Source organism: Streptomyces sp. NPDC045899 (assembly GCF_056431485.1).
In genome coordinates this window covers 44914-67281 of record NZ_JBWKKP010000017.1, presented here as the reverse complement: position 1 = coordinate 67281, position 22368 = coordinate 44914, and the positions used below count along the sequence as shown (strand labels likewise).

Annotated in this window: 10 protein-coding genes; 5 read left to right on the top strand and 5 right to left on the bottom strand. The window is 73.5% G+C overall.

The features are described from left to right. The first annotated feature begins 53 nt into the window (after positions 1–53). Both AC07FT_RS24185 and AC07FT_RS24180 read left to right on the top strand, forming a co-directional pair. The gene (locus tag AC07FT_RS24185) at positions 54–725 is read left to right on the top strand and encodes a DUF4232 domain-containing protein (RefSeq protein ID WP_479178068.1); all 672 of its coding nucleotides are present in this window, start codon (positions 54–56) and stop codon (positions 723–725) included. A gap of 57 nt (positions 726–782) precedes the next feature. Continuing rightward, positions 783–1031, top strand: a complete 249-nt coding sequence (locus AC07FT_RS24180; RefSeq protein ID WP_432037667.1) for a hypothetical protein — start codon at positions 783–785, stop codon at positions 1029–1031. A 93-nt stretch (positions 1032–1124) separates the two neighbouring features. Here the strand turns inward: AC07FT_RS24180 and AC07FT_RS24175 are convergent, their stop codons facing one another. Next, a complete protein-coding gene (locus AC07FT_RS24175) occupies positions 1125–1673 on the bottom strand; it encodes a hypothetical protein (protein ID WP_479178067.1) in 549 nt (182 codons plus the stop codon). Between the two features lie 152 nt (positions 1674–1825). Here AC07FT_RS24175 and AC07FT_RS24170 point away from each other — a divergent pair, with 152 nt between their 5' ends. Continuing rightward, positions 1826–3061 carry a sensor histidine kinase gene (locus AC07FT_RS24170; protein ID WP_479178066.1) on the top strand — a complete coding sequence of 412 codons (1236 nt, stop codon included), beginning with the start codon at positions 1826–1828 and terminating at the stop codon, positions 3059–3061. Here the strand turns inward: AC07FT_RS24170 and AC07FT_RS24165 are convergent. Next, complete coding sequence (locus tag AC07FT_RS24165) at positions 2979–3596, bottom strand: hypothetical protein (protein ID WP_479178065.1); 618 nt, start codon at positions 3594–3596, stop codon at positions 2979–2981. The two genes, AC07FT_RS24170 and AC07FT_RS24165, sit on opposite strands and share 83 nt — an antisense overlap. 292 nt (positions 3597–3888) lie before the next feature. Between AC07FT_RS24165 and AC07FT_RS24160 the strand changes: the two genes are divergently transcribed. Next, complete coding sequence (locus tag AC07FT_RS24160; protein WP_479178128.1) at positions 3889–4878, top strand: ATP-binding cassette domain-containing protein; 990 nt, start codon at positions 3889–3891, stop codon at positions 4876–4878. Beyond that, entirely contained in the window at positions 4875–5726 is an 852-nt protein-coding gene (locus AC07FT_RS24155; RefSeq protein ID WP_479178064.1) for an ABC transporter permease, read from the top strand. The genes AC07FT_RS24160 and AC07FT_RS24155 overlap by 4 nt, the downstream gene beginning before the upstream one ends. 69 nt (positions 5727–5795) lie before the next feature. On the opposite strand, the gene AC07FT_RS24150 is transcribed toward AC07FT_RS24155, so the two are convergent. From AC07FT_RS24150 to AC07FT_RS24140, 3 genes are all read right to left on the bottom strand, one after another. After that, a complete protein-coding gene (locus AC07FT_RS24150; RefSeq protein ID WP_479178063.1) occupies positions 5796–6860 on the bottom strand; it encodes a hypothetical protein in 1065 nt (354 codons plus the stop codon). A 193-nt stretch (positions 6861–7053) separates the two neighbouring features. Beyond that, positions 7054–7365, bottom strand: a complete 312-nt coding sequence (locus tag AC07FT_RS24145; RefSeq protein WP_479178062.1) for a hypothetical protein — start codon at positions 7363–7365, stop codon at positions 7054–7056. Positions 7366–7452: 87 nt separating this feature from the next. After that, on the bottom strand, positions 7453–22368 hold the full coding sequence (locus tag AC07FT_RS24140; RefSeq protein ID WP_479178061.1) for an amino acid adenylation domain-containing protein: 14916 nt from the start codon (positions 22366–22368) through the stop codon (positions 7453–7455).

Below are 22368 nucleotides of genomic sequence, written 5' to 3'. Positions count from 1 at the left end.
GTGGATGTCGTACCGAGGAGAACGACCACACCGACTGTCCCGGGGGAACCGAGATGAGCTCCAGCGCCACTGTCCGCACCGCCCGTCGCCGCAGCCTGCGCGTGGCCGCCGCGGCCCTGATCGCCGCCGCCGGTCTGTCGCTGACCGCCTGCAACAACAACGACGCCGACGCCTCCAAGCCCGCGGGCCGGTCGGACACGTCCGCCGCCGGATCCAGCAGCTCGGGCTCCGCCGGCGGCGCGCAGGGCGCCCCTGAGGCCGACGCCGGTACCGGCACCGGAGGCAAGGCCGGAGCGTCCGTCCAGCGCTGCCACACCTCCGGTCTGACGGCGGCGTTCGCCACCGGCGAGGGCGCGGCCCCGGATCCGGAGGCGGGCGGTTCGACGACCAGCATCGTGCTGACCAACAAGAGCGGCCGCACCTGCAAGATCGGTGGCTTCCCGGGAGTGGACCTGAAGACCGAGAACGGCGGTGAGAGCTGGTCGCTGCAGCGCTCCTCGGCCACGTTCGGCGCGATCACCCTGGGCCCCGGTGACAGCACGGACTTCACCCTCAACGTCGCCCTGGCCGAGGAGGACGCGGAGGACGGCTTCTGGGCTCCCGCCTCGGTCTCCGTCACCCCGCCCAACGAGACCTCCTCGCTGACCCTGGACTGGCCCTGGGGCGCGCTCGTCGACCAGCGCGGCGCCACCCACCCGGCCACCTTCGTCAACCCCATCGGCTGACCAGACCCTCTGAGCAGGACCAGCTCGGAGAACACGGAAACAGAGAAGGAGACAACCATGAAGTCGTGGCGTTCTCGCATCGGTGCCGGACTCGCCGTCGGTGCGGCGGCGATCGCCATCCCGCTGACCGCCACCACCGCCTCCGCGGCCCCGCCCCCCGGCGACGGCTGGGTCCCCGTCGGCGCCCTGAAGTACCCCTCGAAGGCGGCGTGTGAGGCGGCGGAACTCCCGCAGGCCCAGGCCAACGGGTACCACGAGGTGTGGTGCGACGACAGCGAGACCATCATGCCCATCTACAGCCGCTGACCACTCTCCACCCGGCGGGACACCTCCCGCCGACACCCCCGCGATGAAGGTCCGCTGCCCCGGTGTGTCCCACCGGGCAGCGGACCTTCCGCGTCACGGAACCGCGCCGCCGCCGAGCGCGCGCCGGCGGATCGCCCGCAGCATGGAACGCCGGGTGAGGCCGCTCCCGGCCCGGATGGCCAGCCAGTACGGCCGGAACCGGCGCCGGGTGCGCTCGTCGGTGGCGTACACCCGGGTCTCCGTGCTGAGCACACCGCCGCCGAAGCGCACGTTCATCACCACCTTCAGCAGCCCCGGTTCGGCGCACTCCCGGACCACCTCCAGCGCACTCCCCTCGGGCCGGGCCCTGCCGTCCTCCAGCGTGTCCACACCGACGAACAGCACCTCGCCCTCGCCGGCGCGCACGGTCTCCCCCATCCCGCCCAGGAAGTCCCCGACGATCCGCCGCTCCCGCCCCACATCGGCCCGTGTCAGCGCCACCAGCGTCCGCGCCACCGGCGCCTCCGCCCAGGTGGTCTCCCACACCGCCCGCATCACCGCTCCGGCGTCCGCCGCCACACACACCCGGTGGACTTCCCGGAAGTGCCACCGCGGCAGCAGCCGGTCCAATTCCGTACGCCCGTCGAGGTCGTGCGCATCCATCGGCATCTCCCGGGACGGCGAATTAGGCTACCCGGAAGTCCTCCCACGGCATCCGCATTTCTGTCCACGCCATATCGAATTCTTCGAAAGGCCGTCAACTCCCCTTAGAATTCGCGCGGCAAGGGCGCTGACCGGATGGCAAGGGGAAGTCCATGGGCAGGGACAGCGGACGCGGGTCGTGGCGTGCCGTCGTGCGGGCCGGGTGCGGGGGTGCGGCGGGGCTGGCCGTGGTGGGCGGGGTGGCCGTCGGGGACGCGGCCGGGTGGGTGACGGCGTTATCGATGGTGGTGGCCGTCGGGGCCACGCTGGTGACGGTCGGCTGGTGGCCGCGGACGCGGGCGCGGCTCGGGGTGGTGGCGGCGGTGGTGGCCGTGGTCTCCGGGGTGGCGACCGTGCTCACCGGGGACGCCGGGGAGGACTCGCCCGTCGGGGTGCTGATGCTGGTGGAGTTCGCGGCGGTCACGGCGCTGGTGTTCGTGGTGGCCCGGTTCGCGCCCGCCCCGCAGGGGGTGCCGCTGGTGCTGCTGCTGTCGGCCGCCGGGTCCACGGTGATCCTGCGGGTGGGGGCGTACGGGTCGTTCCTGGAGGCGTTCGGGCAGTGCGCGTTCATGGGGCTCGGGGCGATCGGCGCCGTCCTGGTCGGGGGCTATCTGCGCGCGCTGGATGTGCGGCGGCTGAACTCGGTGCGGGTGGCGCGGCGCAGCCAGCGGCTGGAACTCGCCCGCGATCTGCATGACTTCGTCGCCCATGACGTCTCCGGCATCGTGGTGCTCGCGCAGGCGGCGCAGCTGGTGGGGGCCCAGCAGCCGGACCGGCTGATGCCGCTGCTGCGGCAGATCGAGGAGGCCGGTCAGCAGGCGCTGCGGTCGATGGACCGCACGGTGCGGATGCTCGGCGACAGCGACACCGCGGGCGGCGAGGCGGCTGAGGACCGGCCGCGGGCCTACGGTCTTGAGGACATCACCGACGTGGTGGAGCGGTTCCGCTCCTCGGGGCGGGCCGAGGTGCGGCTCGAACTGGAGCTGACCGCCGAGGCGATCGGCCGGGTGCCGCGCGAGGTGGCGAGCACCGCGCACCGGATGGTGGTGGAGGCGCTCACCAACGTCCGCCGGCACGCCCGTACGGCGGCCAGTGTGCGGGTGCGGGTCGCGCTGGAGCGGCGCGGCGGCGCGCTGTCCGTGAGCGTGGTCAACGGCGCCGAGGCGATCAGTTCGGGCTCCGGTGGCCACGTGGCCGAGGACGGCCGCCGGGGCGGCACCGGGCTGCTGGGGCTGACCGAGCGGATCGAGGCGCTGGGCGGCACGCTCAGCGCGGGGCCGGAGCCGCGGGGCGGGTGGCGGACGGCCGCCGTTCTGCCGCTCGCCGACGCCGGTAGTACGCCACGGTGACGAAGCCCAGCAGCGGACCCCAGGCCAGCAGCGGCGCGTAACAGGCGGTCTGGAGCCAGTAGAGCGGGCCGTAGGGATCGCTGATCTCCGCCAGGTTCTCCGGTGCGTTCCAGGTGAACGCGCCGAGGATGGTGATGGAGGTGACCGCGAGCGCGCCCAGCGAGGCCGGGATCACCGCGCACAGCACGGGGATCCGCCGGCCGCCCAGGAAGGGGATCCAGCGCGGCACCGTCTCGCCCCACGGCTGGACCAGACCCAGGGTGAGCAGTCCGAGTGCCTCCGCGAACACGCTGAGCGCGATCACGTACAGCGTCATCCAGCCCGGGAAGTGGCTCTCGTGCAGATCCGAGGCGGAGGCGAAGCCCAGGGGTACGCCGAATCCCATCGCGCACCGCCACAGCCCGGTGGGCAGCAGGGTGAACGGCACGGTGTGCGCGGCCCAGCGGGCCGGCCGCGAGGGGCGGGGGGACGGGGCGCCGTCCGCGTCGGCGCGGGGCGGCGGGGACGCCAGGTCCCGTTCGGCGCTCATCGTCATGGTGTCCTCCGTCGTTCCGCCGGTCCGCTGTCAGCGTGACGGAACGGGCCGGGCCGGCACATCCGCCGATCGGCAGGTCGCGGCGGGCCGGGGACGGGGGCCGGATGTGCCGTTCGGCAGAGCCCGTTCCGGGCACGGCGCACCGGATTCGGCCCCGGAATTCCGCCCGCATATCCATCGGTCAGTGGCCCCGAATAGCACGGCTTTCCGCACCCGGCAATTCCACTTCGACGTCTGTGATAACCCCGCCCCGGGGCGCAGAACGCCACCTACCGTATATCCGGTGGACACGATGATGATCGACGTCTCGCATATCTCGAAGCGATTCGGGACGATGACCGCGCTCGACGATGTGAGCCTCGCGGTGCCGCGGGGCTCGGTCCTGGGTCTGCTCGGCCACAACGGTGCCGGGAAGACCACCCTGGTCAGCATTCTCGCCACGCTGACCCGCCCCTCCTCCGGACGGGCCCGGGTCGCCGGGCTCGATGTGACCGAACGCGCCGAGGAGGTGCGCCGCCTCATCGGGCTCACCGGCCAGTACGCGTCCGTGGACGAGACGCTCCCCGGGCGCGCCAATCTGATCCTGCTGGCCCGGCTGCTGGGCGCCACGCGCGCGGAGGCGGCCGGGCGGGCGGATGAACTGCTGGAGCTGTTCGACCTCACCGGTGCCGGACGCCGCAACGCCAGGAACTACTCCGGCGGGATGCGGCGGCGGCTGGACCTGGCCGCCAGTCTGGTCGGCCGCCCCGAGGTGCTCTTCCTCGACGAACCGACCACCGGACTGGACCCGGTGGCCCGCCGCGGGCTCTGGGAGATCGTGGAGCGCCTGGTGAAGGACGGCACCACGGTCCTGCTGACCACGCAGTACCTGGAGGAGGCCGATACGCTCGCGGACTCCATCACCGTCCTCGCCGAGGGCCGGGTCATCGCCTCGGGCACCGCGGCCGAGCTGAAGGAGCGGGTGGGGCGGCGCAGCGTCTCCGTCACCCTGCGCCGGGCCCAGGACCGCGCCCGTACGGTTCAGGCGCTGCGCCGGGCCGCCCTGGCACCGGCGCATGACGAGGACGGGCTCGTCCTCACGGTGCCGGTGGCCGACTCCACGGACATCGCGGTGGTGGTCCGGGCCGTCGACGAGGCCGGTACGGACATGGCGGGGCTCGCGTTCTCCGAACCGACCCTCGACGACGTGTACCTGGCGCTCAACCACCCCACGGCCGCGCACCACGCCACCGCCACCGCCGCCACCACCGGCCATCCGACCGAGGCAGGGACGTCCTCATGAGCATCACCGCCGACCATCCGCGCTCCCCCGCGAACGCCGGGACGACGACGGGCCCGGCCGCGCCCCCGCGCTTCCGCGGTTCGAGCGCCCCGCGGCAGATCCAGGTGCTCTCCGGGCGGTCGCTGCGGGCGCTGCGCGAACCGGCCCTGGTGCTGCCGGGCATCCTGGAGCCGATCCTGATGCTGACCGTCTTCAGCCAGGTGTTCCGGAGCGTGTCGCAGACACAGTCGTTCCCGGCGGGCGTCAGCTACATCGACTACCTGCTGCCCGCGTTCCTCATCACCAGCGCGGTGAGCGCGGGGCTGAAGTCGGGGGTGGCGCTGACCACCGAACTGAACAACGGGATCGTGGCCCGCTTCAAGTCCATGCCGATCCACACCGGCACCATCCTCATCGGCCGCAGTATCGCCGACACCGTGCTGAACGCGGTGAACATGCTCGTGATGCTGGTGGCCGGGGCCCTGGTGTTCGGCTACGGCCCGGCGGGCGGGGTGCTGGGCTCCCTGGGGGCGCTGCTGGTGGCGGTGGTCCTCGGCTGGTCGCTGGGCTGGATGTTCATGGCGCTGTCGGCGTGGCTGCGCAAACCGGAGGCGATGCAGCCGGTGGGCGGCATGGTCAACATGGTGCTGCTGTTCGCCTCCAACGCGTTCGTGCCGACCGACGGACTGCCGTCCTGGCTGCGGGCGTTCGCCGAGGTGAACCCGATGTCCCATGCCATCACCGCGGCGCGGGACCTGGCGCTGGGCGATCCGGACGCCGGTACGGTGCTGGCCACGTTCGGCATCTGCGCGGTGGTCGTGACCGTCATCGCCCCGCTGGCCATCCGCAACTTCCGCCGCGCGAGCTGACAGGGGAAGGCCAGGGAGCCCCGGACGGCCGCCGACGCGGTCGTCCGGGGCTCATGGCCGTTGGGGGGCTCACAGCCGTCCGCAGCGCTTGCAGCGGCCCCGGCGGCGCAGGTGGTAGGCGAGGGTGGCGGCGGCCAGCGCGGCCCCCCACAGCGGCCAGAACATCTCCGGCACGGTGGTGCCCCAGTCCTCGCTCTGGTTGTCGAACTTGCCCTGGATCTCCAGCCGGATGTACATCACCCCGGCGATCGTGATCAGCAGCGCCACCAGCGAGGCCGGGACGATGGCCAGCAGCGGCGGCACCCGCTTCCCCCGCAGCCCCACCATCCAGCGCGGGAACACCTCGCCCCAGCGCCGCACCAGGCCGAGGGTCAGCAGCGCGCCGAGGGCGCCGAGGGTGGCGAGACCGGCTCCCCAGTACCAGAGGTGGTCCTCCTTGCCCTCCTCCCACAACTCGTCGGAGATGCCCAGCGGAATGCCCAGGGCCCAGGCCCAGCGGGTGCTGGCGTACACGAACGGGACGATCACGGCGATCCGTACGGCCTTGCGGCCCCAGCGGGCCGCCGCCTCCGGGCTGGTCCAGCCCGGCTCCCCGTCGGTGCGCCCGCACGAGCCGCAGGCGTCCCGCAGCCGCCGCTGGTAGGCCAGCGCCGTGACCGCCATCAGCCCCACACCCGCGACCAGGAAGAACTGGTTGAGCACCGTCCAGTTGATGGCACCGAAGCGGAGCATCAGCGCATAGGCGAGATTGCCCAGCAGCCGGAAGTCGGCGAACGCGGCGAGCGCCACGGCGACGAGGCACCAGGTGTAGCCCAGCAGCAGGTTCCGCGGCACCCGGCGCCGGCCCGGGAGCGCCATCAGCAGCGCCACGGCCGCACCGGGCAGCAGCAGCGCGGCCAGTACCGGGGCCAGGGTGGACGCCGGGGTGTGCTCGAAGGCCGAGTACTCCGGGTTGGCGTCCTCCGCGCCGAACGGGAAACCCCCGCCGCCCAGCGCCCAGTAGACGTTGGCCAGGCCGTAGAGGAAGAGCGCGGCCGCGGCCGCGTAGCCGACCCGCTCCGGCCGGCGGAAGCGGGAGCGGGCGGGAGTCCGGACCTCCGGCGGCCCCCCGTCCCTGTTCGCCACCTGGGTCATGCGCTGTCCCTTCACTGCCGAATGCAGGATTACCCGGTCAGGATCGCCGTCCGGAGCGGCCTTCCACATCTGCCGATCGGGAGATTTCCTTCCGGCGGCTCCACACCGGAACCCCGGAAAAGGAACGGTGCTCCCGGGCATACGCCCGGGAGCACCGGCTGAAAGTGGAAAAGACCCACCGTGGTCAGCGATCTCAGCAGGAGACGAGACCCTCGTATCGGCTCGCCTGGAAGATGGCCGCGTTGGCGGTGTCGGACGCGCCCGGTGCGAGGGTCATACAGCGGCTGAAGTAGTTGTTGTTGAAGTCGACCTTGACCTTCTGGGTGGTCGAGCAGTTGTTGGTGACCTCGACCATGATCGTGACCAGGTAGGTCACATCGGCCTTGACGCAGCTGGGGGCCGCGGCGCGGGTGGTGGACGGCGCCGCCTGGGCGGCGCCCTGGGTGGCGGCCACGAGGGCCATCGCACTCATCGCGGTGGCGGCGGCAGCGGCTATTTTCTTCACAATTCCTCCTGGGAAAATGAATGCACCGGGGGATAAAGCCCGTTGACCGGAAAGCTACCCGAACGCATGCCCGAGGTAATTTCTGATTCAGGAATTTCGATCGAGGATCTCCCGCACCACACAGCCGATTTCGGCCAGCGGTCCGGGCTGGAGGAGCTGCCGGTGTTCGCAGTCCACCTCATGGGTCGTCAGCCGCCCGCCGACGTACGGGGTGAGCCGGTCGGTCCAGCTCGCCACCTTGCCCGCGGGGTCGCCGGGGAAGTCCTCGGACTCGGTGGCCACGAACAGCGTCACATCGCCGTCGTAGACCCCGGGTTCATGGCCGAGCGTCAGCTCCCAGTTGTTGTTGTTGACCCGGCCGATACGGAGGATGTCCCGCTCCTCGAAGGTGGCCAGGGCGCTGCCCTCGGCCCGCAGCACCTCCATGACCGCCGTGTACTCCAGCGGCCCGGTCCCGAACGCCCTCGGGTCGTGTCCGGCGAAGTCCAGCAGCACCGCCAGCACCTTCTGTTCGTCCGCCGCCACGAACGCGTCGTCGAACTCCTCATGCGGCATGGGCGGCTGGTCGAGGTTGGCCAGCAGTCCGACCTCCTCGCCCTCCCGGCGCAGCCGGACCGCCATCTCATGGGCCACCAGCGCCCCCATCGACCAGCCCAGCAGGTGGTACGGGCCGTGCGGCCTAATGGCGCGGATCTGCTCGACGTAGTCCGCCGCCATCTCCGCGATCGAGGCGGGCAGTGGCTCCTCACGGGCCACACCACGGGCCTGGATGCCGTAGACCGGCTGATCGGCGGGGAGGTGGCGGAGCAGCCCCGCGTACATCCAGCTGACACCGCCGACCGGGTGCACACAGAACAGCGGTGACCGGTCCCCGGCGGTGCGCAGCGGCAGCACCACCTCGAAACCGGTGTCGCCGCCCGCCGATTCCTCCTGGCCCATCAACGCGATCAGTTCGGCCACCGTGGGGGCCTGGAAGACGGCCCGGTTGGAGACCTCGGCGCCGAACACCGCGCGGATCCGGCTGACCAGCTGGATGGAGACGATGCTGTCGCCGCCCAGCTCGAAGAAGTTGTCGTCGATACCGACCCTCGGCACCCGCAGCAGTTCGGCGAAGAGCGAGCACAGCAGCTCCTCACGGGGGTTGCGCGGTCCCCGGCCGGCACCGGCGGACGAGCCGAAGTCGGGTACCGGCAGCGCCGTGCGGTCGACCTTGCCGTTGGGGGTGAGCGGCAGCGCGGCGAGGGTGACGAACGCGTCGGGCACCATGTACTCCGGCAGCGCCGCCGCCACCCGCTCACGCACCGCCCGGACGTCCACCTCGCCCCGGCCCGCCGTGGGCACCAGGTACGCCACCAGCTTCTTGGCACCGGGCCGGTCCTCCTGGACCACCACCGTCACCTGGGCGACCTCCGGACCGGCGGCCACCGCCGCCTCGATCTCGCCGAGTTCGATCCGCAGACCGCGGATCTTCACCTGGTGATCGGCCCGGCCGACGAACTCCACCCGCCCCTCGGCGTCCCAGCGCACCAGGTCACCGGTGCGGTACATCCGTGAGCCGGGCGGCCCGTACGGATCTGCGGTGAACCGCTCGGCCGTGAGCCCGGGCAGATCCGCGTAGCCGCGCGCCACTCCGGCGCCCGCCACGTACAGTTCGCCCACCACGCCCGGCAGGGCGAGCCCCAGCCGCCCGTCCAGGACGTAGACCCGCATCCGGTCCATGGCGCGGCCGATCGGCACGGTCTCCCCTGTCCGGTACGAGCCGCGCACGGGGTGGCAGGTGGCGAAGGTGGTGGTCTCGGTGGGCCCGTAGACATGCACCAGACCGGTGTCCGGGCAGGCGTCCAGCACCCGCTGGAAGGCGCCGGGCGACACCTGCTCACCGCCGGTCCACACCTGCGCCAGACCGGCGAAGCAGCCCGGGTCCTCCTCGGCCATCAGGTTGAACAGCGCGGTGGTCAGGAACACCGCGGTCAGCCCGTCCCGTTCGGCGTGGCCGCGCAGCCGGGCCGCGTCGAGCTGCCCCGGCGCGGCCACCACGGCGGTGCCACCGCCGAGCAGCGGCGCCCACAGCTCGTACGTCGAGGCGTCGAAGGCATGCGGCGAGTGCACCAGCACCCGCTCGTGCGCCCCGCCACGCCACCGGCCGTCGGCGGCCAGCGCCACCACGTCCGCGTGGCTGACGGCGATGCCCTTGGGCCGGCCCGTGGAACCGGAGGTGTACATCAGATAGGCCAACTGGCCCGCCAGCAGCGGTACGCCCGGGTTGTCCGCGCCACCGTCGGCCGCATCGTCCGGCCCGGCCCCGGCCCCGGACCCGTCTCCGTCTCGGTCTCCGTCTCGGTCTCCGTCTCGGTCTCCGTCCACCACCAGCACCCGGGCGGTGTGGGTGAACTCCACCCCGGCCATGGCCCGGTCGGTCAGCAGCACGCCCGCGCGGGTCTCCGCCACGATGGTCTCCAGCCGCGCCCTCGGCGCCCGGGCGTCCAGCGGTACGTACGCCGCGCCCGCCTTCAGCACGGCGAGCGTGGCGACCACCAGTTCCACCGAACGCTCCTGGAGAAGTGCCACCCGGTCGTCGGGCCGGACCCCCAGCGCGATGAGGCGGTGGGCCAGGACATTGGCGCGGGCGTTGAGCCCTGCGTAGTCGAGGCTCACCCCGTCCGCGATCACGGCGACGGCCCCGGGGGTGTTCACCGCCCGTGCCTCGAAGTGCGAGACCACCGTGCCCCCCGGGACCGTGTCCTCCTCCGTCCCGGGCAGCAGCCGCGCCCGCTCCCCGGCCGACATCAGCCCCAGCCGGGCCAGCGGCCGTTCCGGATCGGCGACCGCTGCCGTCAGCAGCCGCACCAGACGCCCGGCCATGGTCTCGACGGTCGTCCGGTCGAAGAGCGCGGCGTTGAACTCGATCCCCGCGCCCAGCACCGGACCTGAGCCGTCCGTCCCCGGCTCCTCACTGAAGCCGAAGGTCAGGTCGAACTTGGCGCGTTCGGAGTCCAGCGGGTACGGCACGGCCGTCAGCCCCGGCAGCTCCAGATCGGCGCTCTCGTTGTTCTGGTGGCTGATCGCCACCTGGAACAGCGGGTTGCGGGACAGCGAACGGACCGGGCTCAGCTCCTCCACCAGCCGCTCGAACGGCACGTCCTGGTGGGCGAAGGCCGCGAGGTCCGCGGTCTTCACCCGCTCCACCAGCTCCCGGAAACCGGGGTCGCCGGAGGTGTCGGTGCGCAGCACCAGCGTGTTGACGAAGAAGCCGACCAGGTCCTCCAGCGCCTCGTCGGTACGGCCCGCCACCACCGTGCCCAGCGGGATGTCCGTTCCCCCGCCGAGCCGGGTGAGCAGCGCGGACACCGCCGCCTGGAACACCATGAACAGACTCGCCCCGGTGCGCCGGGCCAGCCCGGTGAGCCCGGCGGCCAGCCCCTCGGGCAGGACGACCGGCACCGTACCGCCGCTCGCCCCGGCCCCGGCGGTGCGCTGCCGGTCCAGCGGCAGGCCCAGCTCCTCCGGCAGTCCGGCCAGGGTCCGCCGCCAGTGGTCGAGCTGCCGCCCGACCGCGCTGTCCGGATCGTCCTCGCTGCCCAGGGTCCGCCGCTGCCACAGGGCGTAGTCGGCGTACTGGACGGGCAGCGGCGGGAACTGCGGCGCCCGACCCTCGCACCGGGCGCGGTAGCCGGTGCCCAGGTCACGGACGAGCGGGGCCAGCGATCCGCCGTCCCCGGCGATGTGGTGCAGCACCAGCAGCAGGACGTGCTCGTCGGGCGCCAGGCGCAGCAGCCGGGCCCGCAGCGGGATGTCGGCCGCCAGGTCGAAGTCCCGCCGCGCCTCGGCCTCCAGGGTCCGGTCGAGCCCGGCTTGATCGGTGTCGTACACCTCAAGGGCGAGGGTCACCTCGCCGGGTGCCAGGACGTGCTGGGACGGTACGCCGTCGGACACCGGGAAGACGGTGCGCAGGCTCTCGTGCCGGGTCACCACGTCCGCGAGCGCGGCGCGCAGCGCTGCGGCGTCCAGCTCGCCCCGCAGGGTCACCGCGAGCGGGATGTTGTAGCCGCCACCGCCCTCGACCTGGTTGATGAACCACAGCCTGCGCTGGGCGTAGGACAGCGGGACCACCGACGGCCGGTCCACCGGGCGCAGTTCCTCGCGCGCCCCGCCGGCATCGGCCAGCCGCCCGGCCAGGGCGGCGACGGTCGGCGCCTCGAAGACGGCCCGCACCGGGAGTTCGGCGGCCAGCTCGGTGCGGATCCGGTTGACCAGCCGGGTCGCCAGCAGCGAATGACCGCCGAGGTCGAAGAATCCGTCGTCGATCCCGGGCGCCTCGATCCCCAGCACCTCGGCGAAGAGTCCGCACAGGGTCTCCTCGCGGGGGTCGCGGGGCGCGCGCCGTTCCCCGGCCGCGCCGTACTCCGGCACCGGCAGGGCCTTGCGGTCCAGTTTGCCGTTCGACGTCAGCGGCAGGGCGTCCAGCACCACGACGGCCGCGGGGACCATGTAGCCCGGCAGTTCCTCCGCGAGGTGGCCGCGCAGCGCGGCGGGGGTCACGGACGGACCGGCCACCGCGTAGCCGACGAGCCTGCGGTCACCGGGACGGTCCTCCCGGACCACCACGGCGGCCTGCTCGACGGCGGGGTGTCCGGCGAGCCGGGTCTCGATCTCGCCGAGTTCGATCCGGAAGCCCCGGATCTTCACCTGGTCATCGGCGCGGCCCACGAACTCCAGCTGACCGTCCGCCCGCCAGCGGACCACATCCCCGGTCCGGTACATCCGCGACCCCGCCGGACCGAACGGATCGGCGGTGAACCGCTCCGCCGTCAGCGCCGCCCGCCGCAGATAACCCCGCGCAAGACCCGGACCCGCCACATACAGCTCACCCGCCACCCCCGGCGGAGCCAGCCGCAGCGCACCATCCAGCACATAGGCCCGCGTGCCGGGCAGAGGTGTGCCGATCGGCGGAAGGCCGGTGTCGGCGCTCAGCGCACCGCTGGTGGTCACCATGACGGTGGACTCCGTCGGGCCGTAGGCGTTCACCATCCGGCGCCCCGGCGCCCACCGCTCCACCAACTCCGCCGGACACGCCTCACCGCCCACCACCAGACACCGGAAGTCCGGCAGTCCGGTGGCGGGGACGGTCGCGAGGGCGGCCGGGGGGATCAGGGCATGGGTCACCCGACGGGAGGCGAGCACCTCGGTGAGCGCCTCCCCTACGAGGGGTCCAGGAGCCGGAACGACGAGCGTGGCGCCGGCCGTCAGCGCCATGCACAACTCCAGCACGGAGGCGTCGAAACTCGGCGAGGAGAACTGCAGCACCCGGCTCTCCGCCGTCACCGCGAACCGCTCCCGCTCAGCCGCCGCGAACGCGGCAAGCCCACGATGGGACACCACCACACCCTTGGGCACACCCGTCGAACCCGAGGTGTAGATGACATACGCCGGAGCATCCAACGCCACAACCACCCCAGGCGCAGCCGGACGCTCCTCCACGTCCCCGTCCAACAGCACGACGGTGTGGCCCTCCGGCACCACATCCGCAAACGCCTCCGTGGTCAACACCACCACCGGCCGCGCATCACCCAGCATGAACGCCACCCGCTCCGCCGGATAATCCGGATCCACCGGCAGATACGCCGCACCCACCCGCATCACCGCAAGCGACGCCACCACCGACTCCACCGAACGCCCCAACACCAGGGCCACCACATCCTCCGCACCCACACCCACCCCAGCCAGACGACCCGCCAACACCCCCGCACGCCCGTCCAACTCCGCATACGACAACGCCACCCCGGCCGACTCCACCGCCACCGCATCCGGCGACCCCGCCACCCGCTCCCCGAACAACTCCGGGAACGTCACCGGTGCGACGGCGCCACCGGTGTCGGTCCACCGTGCCAGCCGGTCCCGTTCGTCCGCCGACAGCGGATCGACGGCGGCCACCGGCCGCTCCGGGTCCTCGGCGAACGCCTCCAGCAGCCGTACCAGCCGCTCCCCGAGAGCCCGTGCCTCCGCCGCGTCGAAGAGGTCGGGGCGGTGGTCGAGTTTGAGGGTGAGGGCGTGCGCGGTGTCGGTGACGGCGAGCTGGAGCGGATAGTGGGTACCGTCCTGGATCTCGGCGTCCACGACCCCGAGTCCCTGGGCGGCCTCGGCCAGTCCGCCGGAGTCCACCGGGAAGTTCTCGAAGGCGGTCGAGGTGTCGAACAGCGCCCCGCCCGCGTCCACCAGCCGCTGGATGTCGGTGAGCCCCAGGTACTTGTGCGGCATCAGATCGAGCTGCCGGTCCTGGAGCCGGGTCGCCACGTCCAGCAGGGTGTCCCCGCGCTCGACGGTCACCCGCACCGGGAGGGTGTTGATGAACAGGCCCACCATGGTCTCGACGCCCGGGAGTTCGGCGGGCCGGCCGTTCACCGTCTCGCCGAACAGCACATCGTCCCGGCCGGTGGCGGAGCACAGCAGCAGCCCCCACGCGGCCTGCACCACGGTGTTCTTGGTCAGCCCGTGGCGCCGGGCGCGGGCGGTGAGCGCCGCCACGGCCTCCGCCGTCAGCGCGCCCTCCCACGCCTCGGACCGCACCGGGCGGCGGCCCGGGTCGGCGGGGGCGACGAGGGTCGGCTCGTCCACCCCGGCCAGCGCGGTGCGCCAGGCGTCCTCGGCGGCCGGCCGGTCCTGTGCGGCCAGCCAGGCCAGGTGGTCGCGGTACGGGGTCACCTCGGGCAGCCCCGAGGCGTCGCCGCGCCGTCCGTACAGCTCGAACAGCTCGGCCATCACCAGCGGCCCGGACCAGCCGTCGAGCAGGATGTGGTGGTTGGTGAAGAGCAGCCGGTGGGCGTCCTCGCCGAGCCGGACCAGGGTGAACCGCAGCAGCGGGGGCCGCCGCAGATCGAACCGCGCGGCCAGGTCGTCGGCGAGCAGCCGGTCCAGCGCCGCGGTGCGTCCGGCCTCGTCCAGTCCGCTGAGGTCCACCTCGGTCCAGGGCGGTTCCACCTCGTGCGGAATCGTCTGGAGGGACTGTCCGCGAGCGCCGGTACGGAAGGCGGCTCGCAGGTTGTCATGGCGGCGCAGCACCGTGCGGGCGGCGTCGCGCAGGACGGCGGGGTCCAGCTCACCGCGCAGGTCCAGCGCCATCTGGACGTTGTAGACATCGGCCCCGCGCTCGTCGTAGAGGGCATGGAAGAGCAGCCCCTCCTGGAGCGGGGAGAGCGGGAGGACATCGGCCAGACCGCCGGGGTGCGCGGCCTCCAGCCGGTCGATCTCGTCCTGGCCGAGGTCGACCAGCGGCAGGTCGGACGGGGTGAGTCCACCGCCCTCGGGGCGTCCGGCGTGTGCCACCAGGGCGCGCAGCGCGCGGAACCAGGCGCGGGCCAGTTCCCGTACGTCGGCCTCCTCCAGCAGCCGGGTGGGATAGACCCAGTTGGCCACCAGGCGGGGGCCGTCGGGGTGGCTGACGGCGGTCGCGGTGAGGTCGAGGGTGTGCGGCAGCGGCATCGCCGCGTCGGCGACGGACGACAGGTCGCCCGCGGCCTCCGGCTCCTCCAGGACCTCCGTGTCCGGTGCCTCGCCCAGCCGTCCCAGGTAGTTGAAGCCGATCTGGGGTTCGGCGAAACGGCCCAGGGCGCGGGCGGTCTGCGGGTTGAGATGGCGCAGCAGACCGTAGCCGACGCCGTTGTCGGGGATGGCGCGCAGCCGTTCCTTGACCCGTTTGAGCGCGCCGCCGACGGCCGGGCCCGCGGCGGCCAGTTCCGCGCCGGTGAGCTCGCCCGCGTCCAGCCGTACCGGGTAGAGGCTGGTGAACCAGCCGACCGTACGGGACAGATCGGCGCCCGGCACGATCTCCTCGCGGCCGTGGCCCTCGAGGTCGATCAGCACCTCCGGGCCCTCGCCGCGTCCGGTGGCGCGCCGCCATCCGGCGACGGCGAGGGCGAGCGCGGTGAGCAGCACGTCGTTGACCCCGGCGCGGAATGCGGCGGGCACCCGGCCCAGCAGTGGTCCGGTCACCTCGGCGGGCAGGGTGAAGCGCAGCATGGCCGCGGTGCCCATGGTGTCGCGGGCCGGGTCCAGCGGTTCACCGGTCAGCAGGGGGTCGGGACCGGTGAGCGTCTGGCGCCACAGCGCCACCTCGCGCATCCGCTCCGGCTCCCCGGCGGCCTCGGTGAGCTGCCGGGACCAGCGGCGGAAGGAGGTGCCGACGGGGTCGAGGGCGACCGGACGGCCCGCGCGCAGCGCGTCCAGGGCGGCCTGGAGATCGGGCAGCAGGATCCGCCAGGACACCCCGTCGACCACCAGATGGTGGGCGATGACGGCCAGCTGGCCGGGGGCGTCGGGACCGGCGTCGAACCATACGGCCCGGACCATCCGGCCCTCGACGGGGGCGAGTTCGCCCTGTGCGGCGGCGATCTCCTCGGCGGCCCGCGCGTCGAGCCGGTCCTCGGTGAGCCCGGCGCGCACCAGCGCGGCGGCGTCCACCCGGCGCAGACAGTCCCCGGCCCGTACGGCGCCGGGCGGCGCGGTCTCCAGCGACCATCCGATGTCGTCCGCGATCCGGGTCAGGGTCATCCGCAGCGCGTCATGGTGGTCCAGGACCGCCTGGAGCGCCGTGCGCACGGTGTCCAGGGTGGTGCCGGGCGGCACGGGCATCGACATGGTCTGGTTGAACTGGTCGATGGTGCCGCCGCGTTCGCGCAGCCAGTGGATGATCGGGGTGAGCGGGACCTCGCCGACGCCGTCGGAGACGGGCGCCTCGGCGGCCGGTCCCCCGGTGGTGTCGGGCACGGCGACGGCCGCGGCCAGCGCGGCCACCGTGCGATGCGCGAACACATCGCGCGGGCTGAACCGCAGCCCCTCCGCACGGGCCCGGCTCACCAGCTGGATGGAGATGATGCTGTCGCCGCCCAGCTCGAAGAAGCTGTCGTCGACACCGACCGACGCGACGCCCAGCACCTCGGCGAAGAGCGCGCACAGCGTCTCCTCGGCCGGGGTGCGCGGCACCCGGCCGCCCTCTCCCCCGCCGCCGAACTCCGGTGCGGGCAGCGCCCGGTGGTCCAGCTTGCCGTTGACGGTCAGCGGGAGCGCGTCGAGGGTGACGAACGCGGCCGGGACCATATGGTCCGGCAGCGCGGCGGCCGCGTGGTCCCGCAGCGCGCCCGCGTCCGCCGTACGGCCCGCGGCGGGCACCACATAGGCGGCCAGCAGCCGGTGGCCCGGCCGGTCCTCGCGGACCCGCACCACCACCTGGCCGACCGCCGGATGTCCGGCGAGCACGGCCTCGATCTCACCGGGTTCGATGCGGAAGCCGCGGATCTTCACCTGGTCGTCGGCGCGCCCCAGGTACTCCAGCCGTCCGTCCGGGCCACGGCGGGCCAGATCGCCCGAGCGGTACATCCGGCTTCCGGGCGGGCCGCAGGGGTCGGCCACGAAGCGGCCCGCGGTGAGGTCCGGTCGGCCGAGGTAGCCACGGGCCAGCCCGGCCCCGGCGATGTACATCTCGCCCGGCGCGCCGGGCAGGACCGGCCGCAGCGAGGTGTCCAGGAGGCGCACCCGCAGATCAGGGATGGCCTCGCCGATGACACTGCCGGTCGCGGCGGCGGCGCCCGCCCGGTCCAGGGCGACATGGCTGACGTGCACGGTGGTCTCGGTGATCCCGTACATGTTGACCAGCCGGGGCGCGGTGTCGTCGTGCCGCCGGTACCACTCCTCCAGCCGCCACGGGTCCAGCGCCTCACCGCCGAAGACGACGGTGCGCAGGGCCAGTCGACGGCCGAGGGCCGGGTTGTCCCGGTCGGCGGCCATCAGCTGGTGGAACGCGGACGGGGTCTGGCTGAGCACGGTGACCCGCTCGCGGACCAGCAGCTCCAGGAAGGCTTCGGGGGAACGGCTGACGGCGTGGTCGACCACGACCAGCCGTCCGCCGTGCAGCAGCGGGCCCCAGATCTCCCACACCGAGAAGTCGAAGGCGTAGGAGTGGAACATCGTCCACACGTCGTCCGGGCCGAAGCCGAACCAGGGGTCGGTGGCGGTGAACAGCCGCACGGCGTTGCGGTGCGGGACCACCACGCCCTTGGGGCGGCCGGTGGAACCCGAGGTGTAGATGACGTACGCCGGGGAGTCGGGGGTGAGGGCCGCGGTGCGGTCGGCGTCGGTGGGGTCGGTGGCGGGCCGTCCGGCCAGCTCCGTCCGGACCGCCGGGTCGTCCAGGGCCAGGACCGGCACTCCCGCGGGCAGCGTGTCCGGTGCGGCGCCGGTGGTGGTGACCACCAGCGCGGGCGCCGCGTCGCCGACCATGTGGGCCAGCCGGTCGGCCGGGTAGTCCGGGTCGAGCGGCAGATAGGCCGCGCCCGACTTGAGGACGGCCAGCAGCGCCACGACGGTCTCGGCCGAGCGCGGCAGCGCCAGCGCCACCAGCCGCTCGGGTCCGGCGCCACGGGCGATCAGCTGGTGGGCCAGCCGGTTGGCCCGCGCGTTCAGTTCGCCGTAGCCGAGCGCGGTGTCCCCGTACACCACGGCGGTGGAGTCGGGGGTGGCTGCGGCGGTGGCCTCGAAGACCTCGGTGAGGGTGCGCGCCCCGGCCTCGACGAGAGGTCCGCCGGACTCGGCCGCCCGCTCCTCGGCGGTGCGCAGATCGATCCGTCCGACGGGCGTGGCGGGGTCGGCGGCGAACGCCTCCAGCACCCGCAGATACCGCCCGGCCAGGGTCCGGACCTCCGCCGCGTCCAGCAGGTCGGGGCGGTGGGACCAGGTGAGGGTCAGCTCGTCCCCGCGCTGGGCGGCCAGCAGCCCCAGCGGGTAGTGCACCGCGTCCCGGACCTCGGCGTCGACGACCCCGAGGTCACGGGCGGTGGACTCCAGGGTCTCGGCGTCCACGGGATAGTTCTCGAACACCACCAGGGTGTCGAAGAGTTCACCGGTGCCGGTGAGCTTCTGGAGGTCGGCCAGGCCCAGGTACTGATGGGCCAGCAGCCCGGACTGCCGGGTCTGGAGCCGGGTGGCCGCCTCGGCGAGGCTCTCCCCGGGCCGGGTGTCCACCCGTACCGGCAGGGTGTTGATGAACAGCCCGATCATGGACTCCACACCGGGCAGCTCCGGCGGGCGCCCGGACACCGTCGAGCCGAACACCACGTCCTCGCGGCCGGTGAGCGCGCCGAGCACCACACCCCACGCGGTCTGCACCAGGGTGTTGACGGTCAGCCCGTGCGTCCGGGCCGCGGCCAGCAGCCCGGCGCTCAGCTCCGCGGGCAGCTCCTGGGTCCAGCGCTCCGGCGCGGCGGGGGCACGGTCCGCGGGGACGTCGCCCCGCAGCAGCGTCGGTTCGGTGACCCCGTCCAGCGCCGCCCGCCAGGCGTCCTCGGACACCGTGCGGTCCCGCGCCGCCAGCCAGGCAAGATAGTCGCGGTACGGAACGGCCGGGGGCAGCCCGGTGTCCTCGCCGCCGCGCCCGTACAGCTCGAACAGCTCCCCGATGAGCAGCGGCATCGACCAGCCGTCCACCGCGATGTGGTGCACGGTGAGCACGAAGCGGTGTCGGCCGTCGCCGAGCCGGACCAGGGTGCAGCGCAGCAGCGGGGGCGCGGTCAGATCGAACCGCTCGGCGCGGTCGGCGGCCAGCAGCCGGTCCAGCTCCGCCCCTCGCGCCTCGCCGTCGAGCCCGCCGAGGTCCACCTCGGTCCAGGGCACCTCGGCCTCGCGGGGGACGACCTGGAGGGCGTGGCCGGACGTGGACGTGATGAACGCGGCGCGCAGATTGGCGTGGCGGCGCAGCAGGGCGCCGGTGGCGGTGCGCAGGGTCGCCGCGTCCAGCGGGCCGTGGAGTTCCAGGGCGGACTGGATGGTGTAGACGTCGGGCGCGGACTCGTCGTAGACGGAGTGGAACAGCAGTCCCTGCTGGAGCGGGGAGAGCGGCAGGACGTCGGCGAGACCACCGGGCGCCGCCGCCAGCCGGTCGATCTCGTCCTGTCCGACGGCCACCAGCGGCAGATCGGAGGGGGTGAGCCCGCCCGCGTCCGGCCGGTCGGCGGCCACGGCCAGGGCGCGCAGCGCGTCGAACCACAGCCGGGCGACCTCGCCGACCTCCGCCTCGGTGAGCAGTTCGGCGGAGAAGGTCCAGGAGGCCACCAGCCGCCGGCCGTCGGGGTAGTCCAGGGCGGCGGCGTTGACCTCCAGGGCGTAGCCCAGGGGCATCGCGGGGTCGCCCGCCCCGGTGAGGTCGCGCACCGTCACGGTGTCGGCGGCGGCCGTGTCACCGGCGTCCGCCTCGCCCATCCGGCCCAGGTAGTTGAAGCCGATCTGGGGTTCGGCGAAGGCGGCGAGCTCCGGGCCGGTCCCGGGGTTGAGGTGGCGCAGCAGCCCGTAGCCGAGCCCCTTGTCGGGGATGGCGCGCAGCTGCTCCTTGACGGTCTTCAGGGCGGTGTCCAGGGCCCGGCCGCCGGTCCACAGCTCGTCCTCCGGCAGTGCGCCGGGGTCCAGGGCCACCGGGAAGAGGCTGGTGAACCAGCCGACCGTACGGGAGAGGTCGACGCCCTCGGCGATCTCCTCACGGCCGTGGCCCTCCAGACCGACCAGCACCGCCGACCCGTCGCCCCGGCCGCGCTCGCGCCGCCAGCGGGCCACCGCCAGCGCCAGACCGGTCAGCAGCACCTCGTTGATCCCGGTGTGGTACGCGGCGGGCACCCGGCCGAGCAGCGGTTCGGCCACCTCGGCGGGCAGGGTGAGCGTCAACTGCCGCGCTGCGCCGACCACGTCGTGGACCGGATCCAGCGGACGGTCGGTGAGCGCGGGGTCCTCGGTGGCGGCGATGGCGCGCCACAGCGGGAGTTCGGCGACCCGCTCCGGCGCGGTGGCGTTCTCGGCGAGCAGCCGCGTCCAGCGGCGGAACGAGGTTCCCACCGGCTCCAGTTCGGGGGTCTTGCCGTCGGTGAGCGCGTCGAACGCCGCCTCCAGGTCGGGCAGCAGCACCCGCCAGGAGACCCCGTCGACGACCAGGTGGTGGGCGATCACGGTGAGCCGTCCCGGGGCGGCCCCGGCGTCGTACCAGACGGCCTGGAGCATCCGGCCGTCCTCCGGCGCCAGCCGCCCCATGGCGGCCCGCAGTTCCTCCGCGTCGTCGGGGTCCTCGGTGCGGCGGACGCAGTCCTCCGCCCGTACGGCGCCCGCCGGGGCCACGGTGAGGGCCCAGTCGGCGCCGGGGGCGCGGGTGAGCCGCAGCCGCAGCGCGTCGTGCCGGTCCAGCAGCGCCTGGACGGCGGCCCGGACCTGGTCCTCCTCCAGCCCGGCCGGAACCGGCAGGGTCATGGTCTGGTTGAACGCGTCCACCGGACCGCCGCGGGCCTGCTGCCAGCGCATGATCGGAGTGGGCACGACCTCGCCCACACCGTCCTCGGCCCGCACGGCGGGCTGCCGGGGGCCGGGGTCCAGGGCGGCGAGCCGGGCCACCGTGCGGTGCTCGAAGATCTCCCGCAGGGTGATCTCCACTCCCGCCTTGCGGGCGCGGTGGGCGAGCTGGATCGAGGAGATGCTGTCCCCGCCCCGTTCGAAGAAGCTGTCGTGGACACCGATCGAGTCCACCCCCAGCACCTCGGCGAACAGCCCGCACAGCGCCCTCTCGCGCTCGGTGCGCGGTGCCCCGCCGCCCTCCGCCGCCACGGACCCGGGCGTGGCGGGCCGGGCGGTCACCAGCCGGGCCCGGTCCTCGGAGGTGAAGGCCGGTACGGACCCGGCGGGCCGCCGCGGATCGGCGGCGAACGCGGCCAGGACGGCGAGGAAACGGTCCAGGATCTCCCGCCCGGCGCCGTCCGCGAACAGGTCCGGCCGGTGGTCCAGCCGGACCGTCATCCGCTCGCCGCGGACCGTGCCCTCCAGGTTGAGGGTGTAGTGGGTGGCGTCCACGGTGGTGGCGGCCACCGCTCCGATGCCCTCGGCGGAGTTCTTCAGGGTGTCGGTGTCGATCGGGTAGTTGGCGAAGATGGTGATGGCGTCGAACAGCTCACCGCCGCCGACCAGTTGCTGGATCTCCGCCAGGCCCAGGTGTTTGTACGCGATGAGTTCGCTCTGCCGGTCCTGGAGCCCGCGCACCAGCTCGGCCAGCGGCCGCTCCGGATCGACGCGCAGCCGCACCGGCAGGGTGTTGATGAACAGCCCCACCATGGACTCCACCCCCGGCAGCTCCGGGGGCCGGCCCGAGACGGTCTCGCCGAACACCACGTCGTCCCGGCCGGTCAGCCCGGCCAGCACCAGCCCCCAGGCGGTCTGCACCACGCTGTTGAGCGTCAGCCCGTGGGCGCGGGCCCGCCGGGCGAGTCGCGCCGACAGCTCCGCGTCCACCTCCTCGATCAGCGTCGCGGGCAGCGCCGGACCGCGCGCCGGATCGGGCGGCGCCACCAGCGTCGGCCCGTCCAGACCGGCCAGCGCGTCCCGCCACGCCTCCTCCGCCTCACCCCGGTCCTGCCGGGCCAGCCAGGCCAGGTAGTCGCGGTAGGGGGCGACCGGCGGCAGCGCCGTCTCATCGCCGCCGCTGGTGTAGAGGGCCATCAACTCGCCCAGCACCAGCGGCATGGACCAGCCGTCCAGCAGGATGTGGTGGGCGGTGAAGACGAACCGGTACTCGGCGTCGGCCAGCCGCACCAGCGAGAACCGCAGCGGCGGACGGGCCAGGTCGAACCGGCGGGTGCGGTCCGCCTCCAGCAGCCGGGCGAGCTCCGCCTCCCGGTCCGCGTCGGCGACCTCGCGCAGATCGTGCGCGGACCAGTCGGGCGCGGCCTCGCGCAGGATCACCTGCACCGGCTCCCCGCTGGTGCGGTTGCGGAAGCTGGCCCGCAGGTTGTCATGGCGCCGCAGCACCGTCGCCACGGCCTCGCGCAGCCGTCCGGCGTCCACGTCCCGGCGCAGGTCGAGGGCCATCTGGATGACGTAGACATCCGCGCTGTGCTCCTCGTAGAGGGCGTGGAAGAGCATGCCCTTCTGGAGCGGGGACAGCGGCCACACGTCCACGAAGCCCGGCTTCGTCACTTCGCTGTGTCCTTTCAT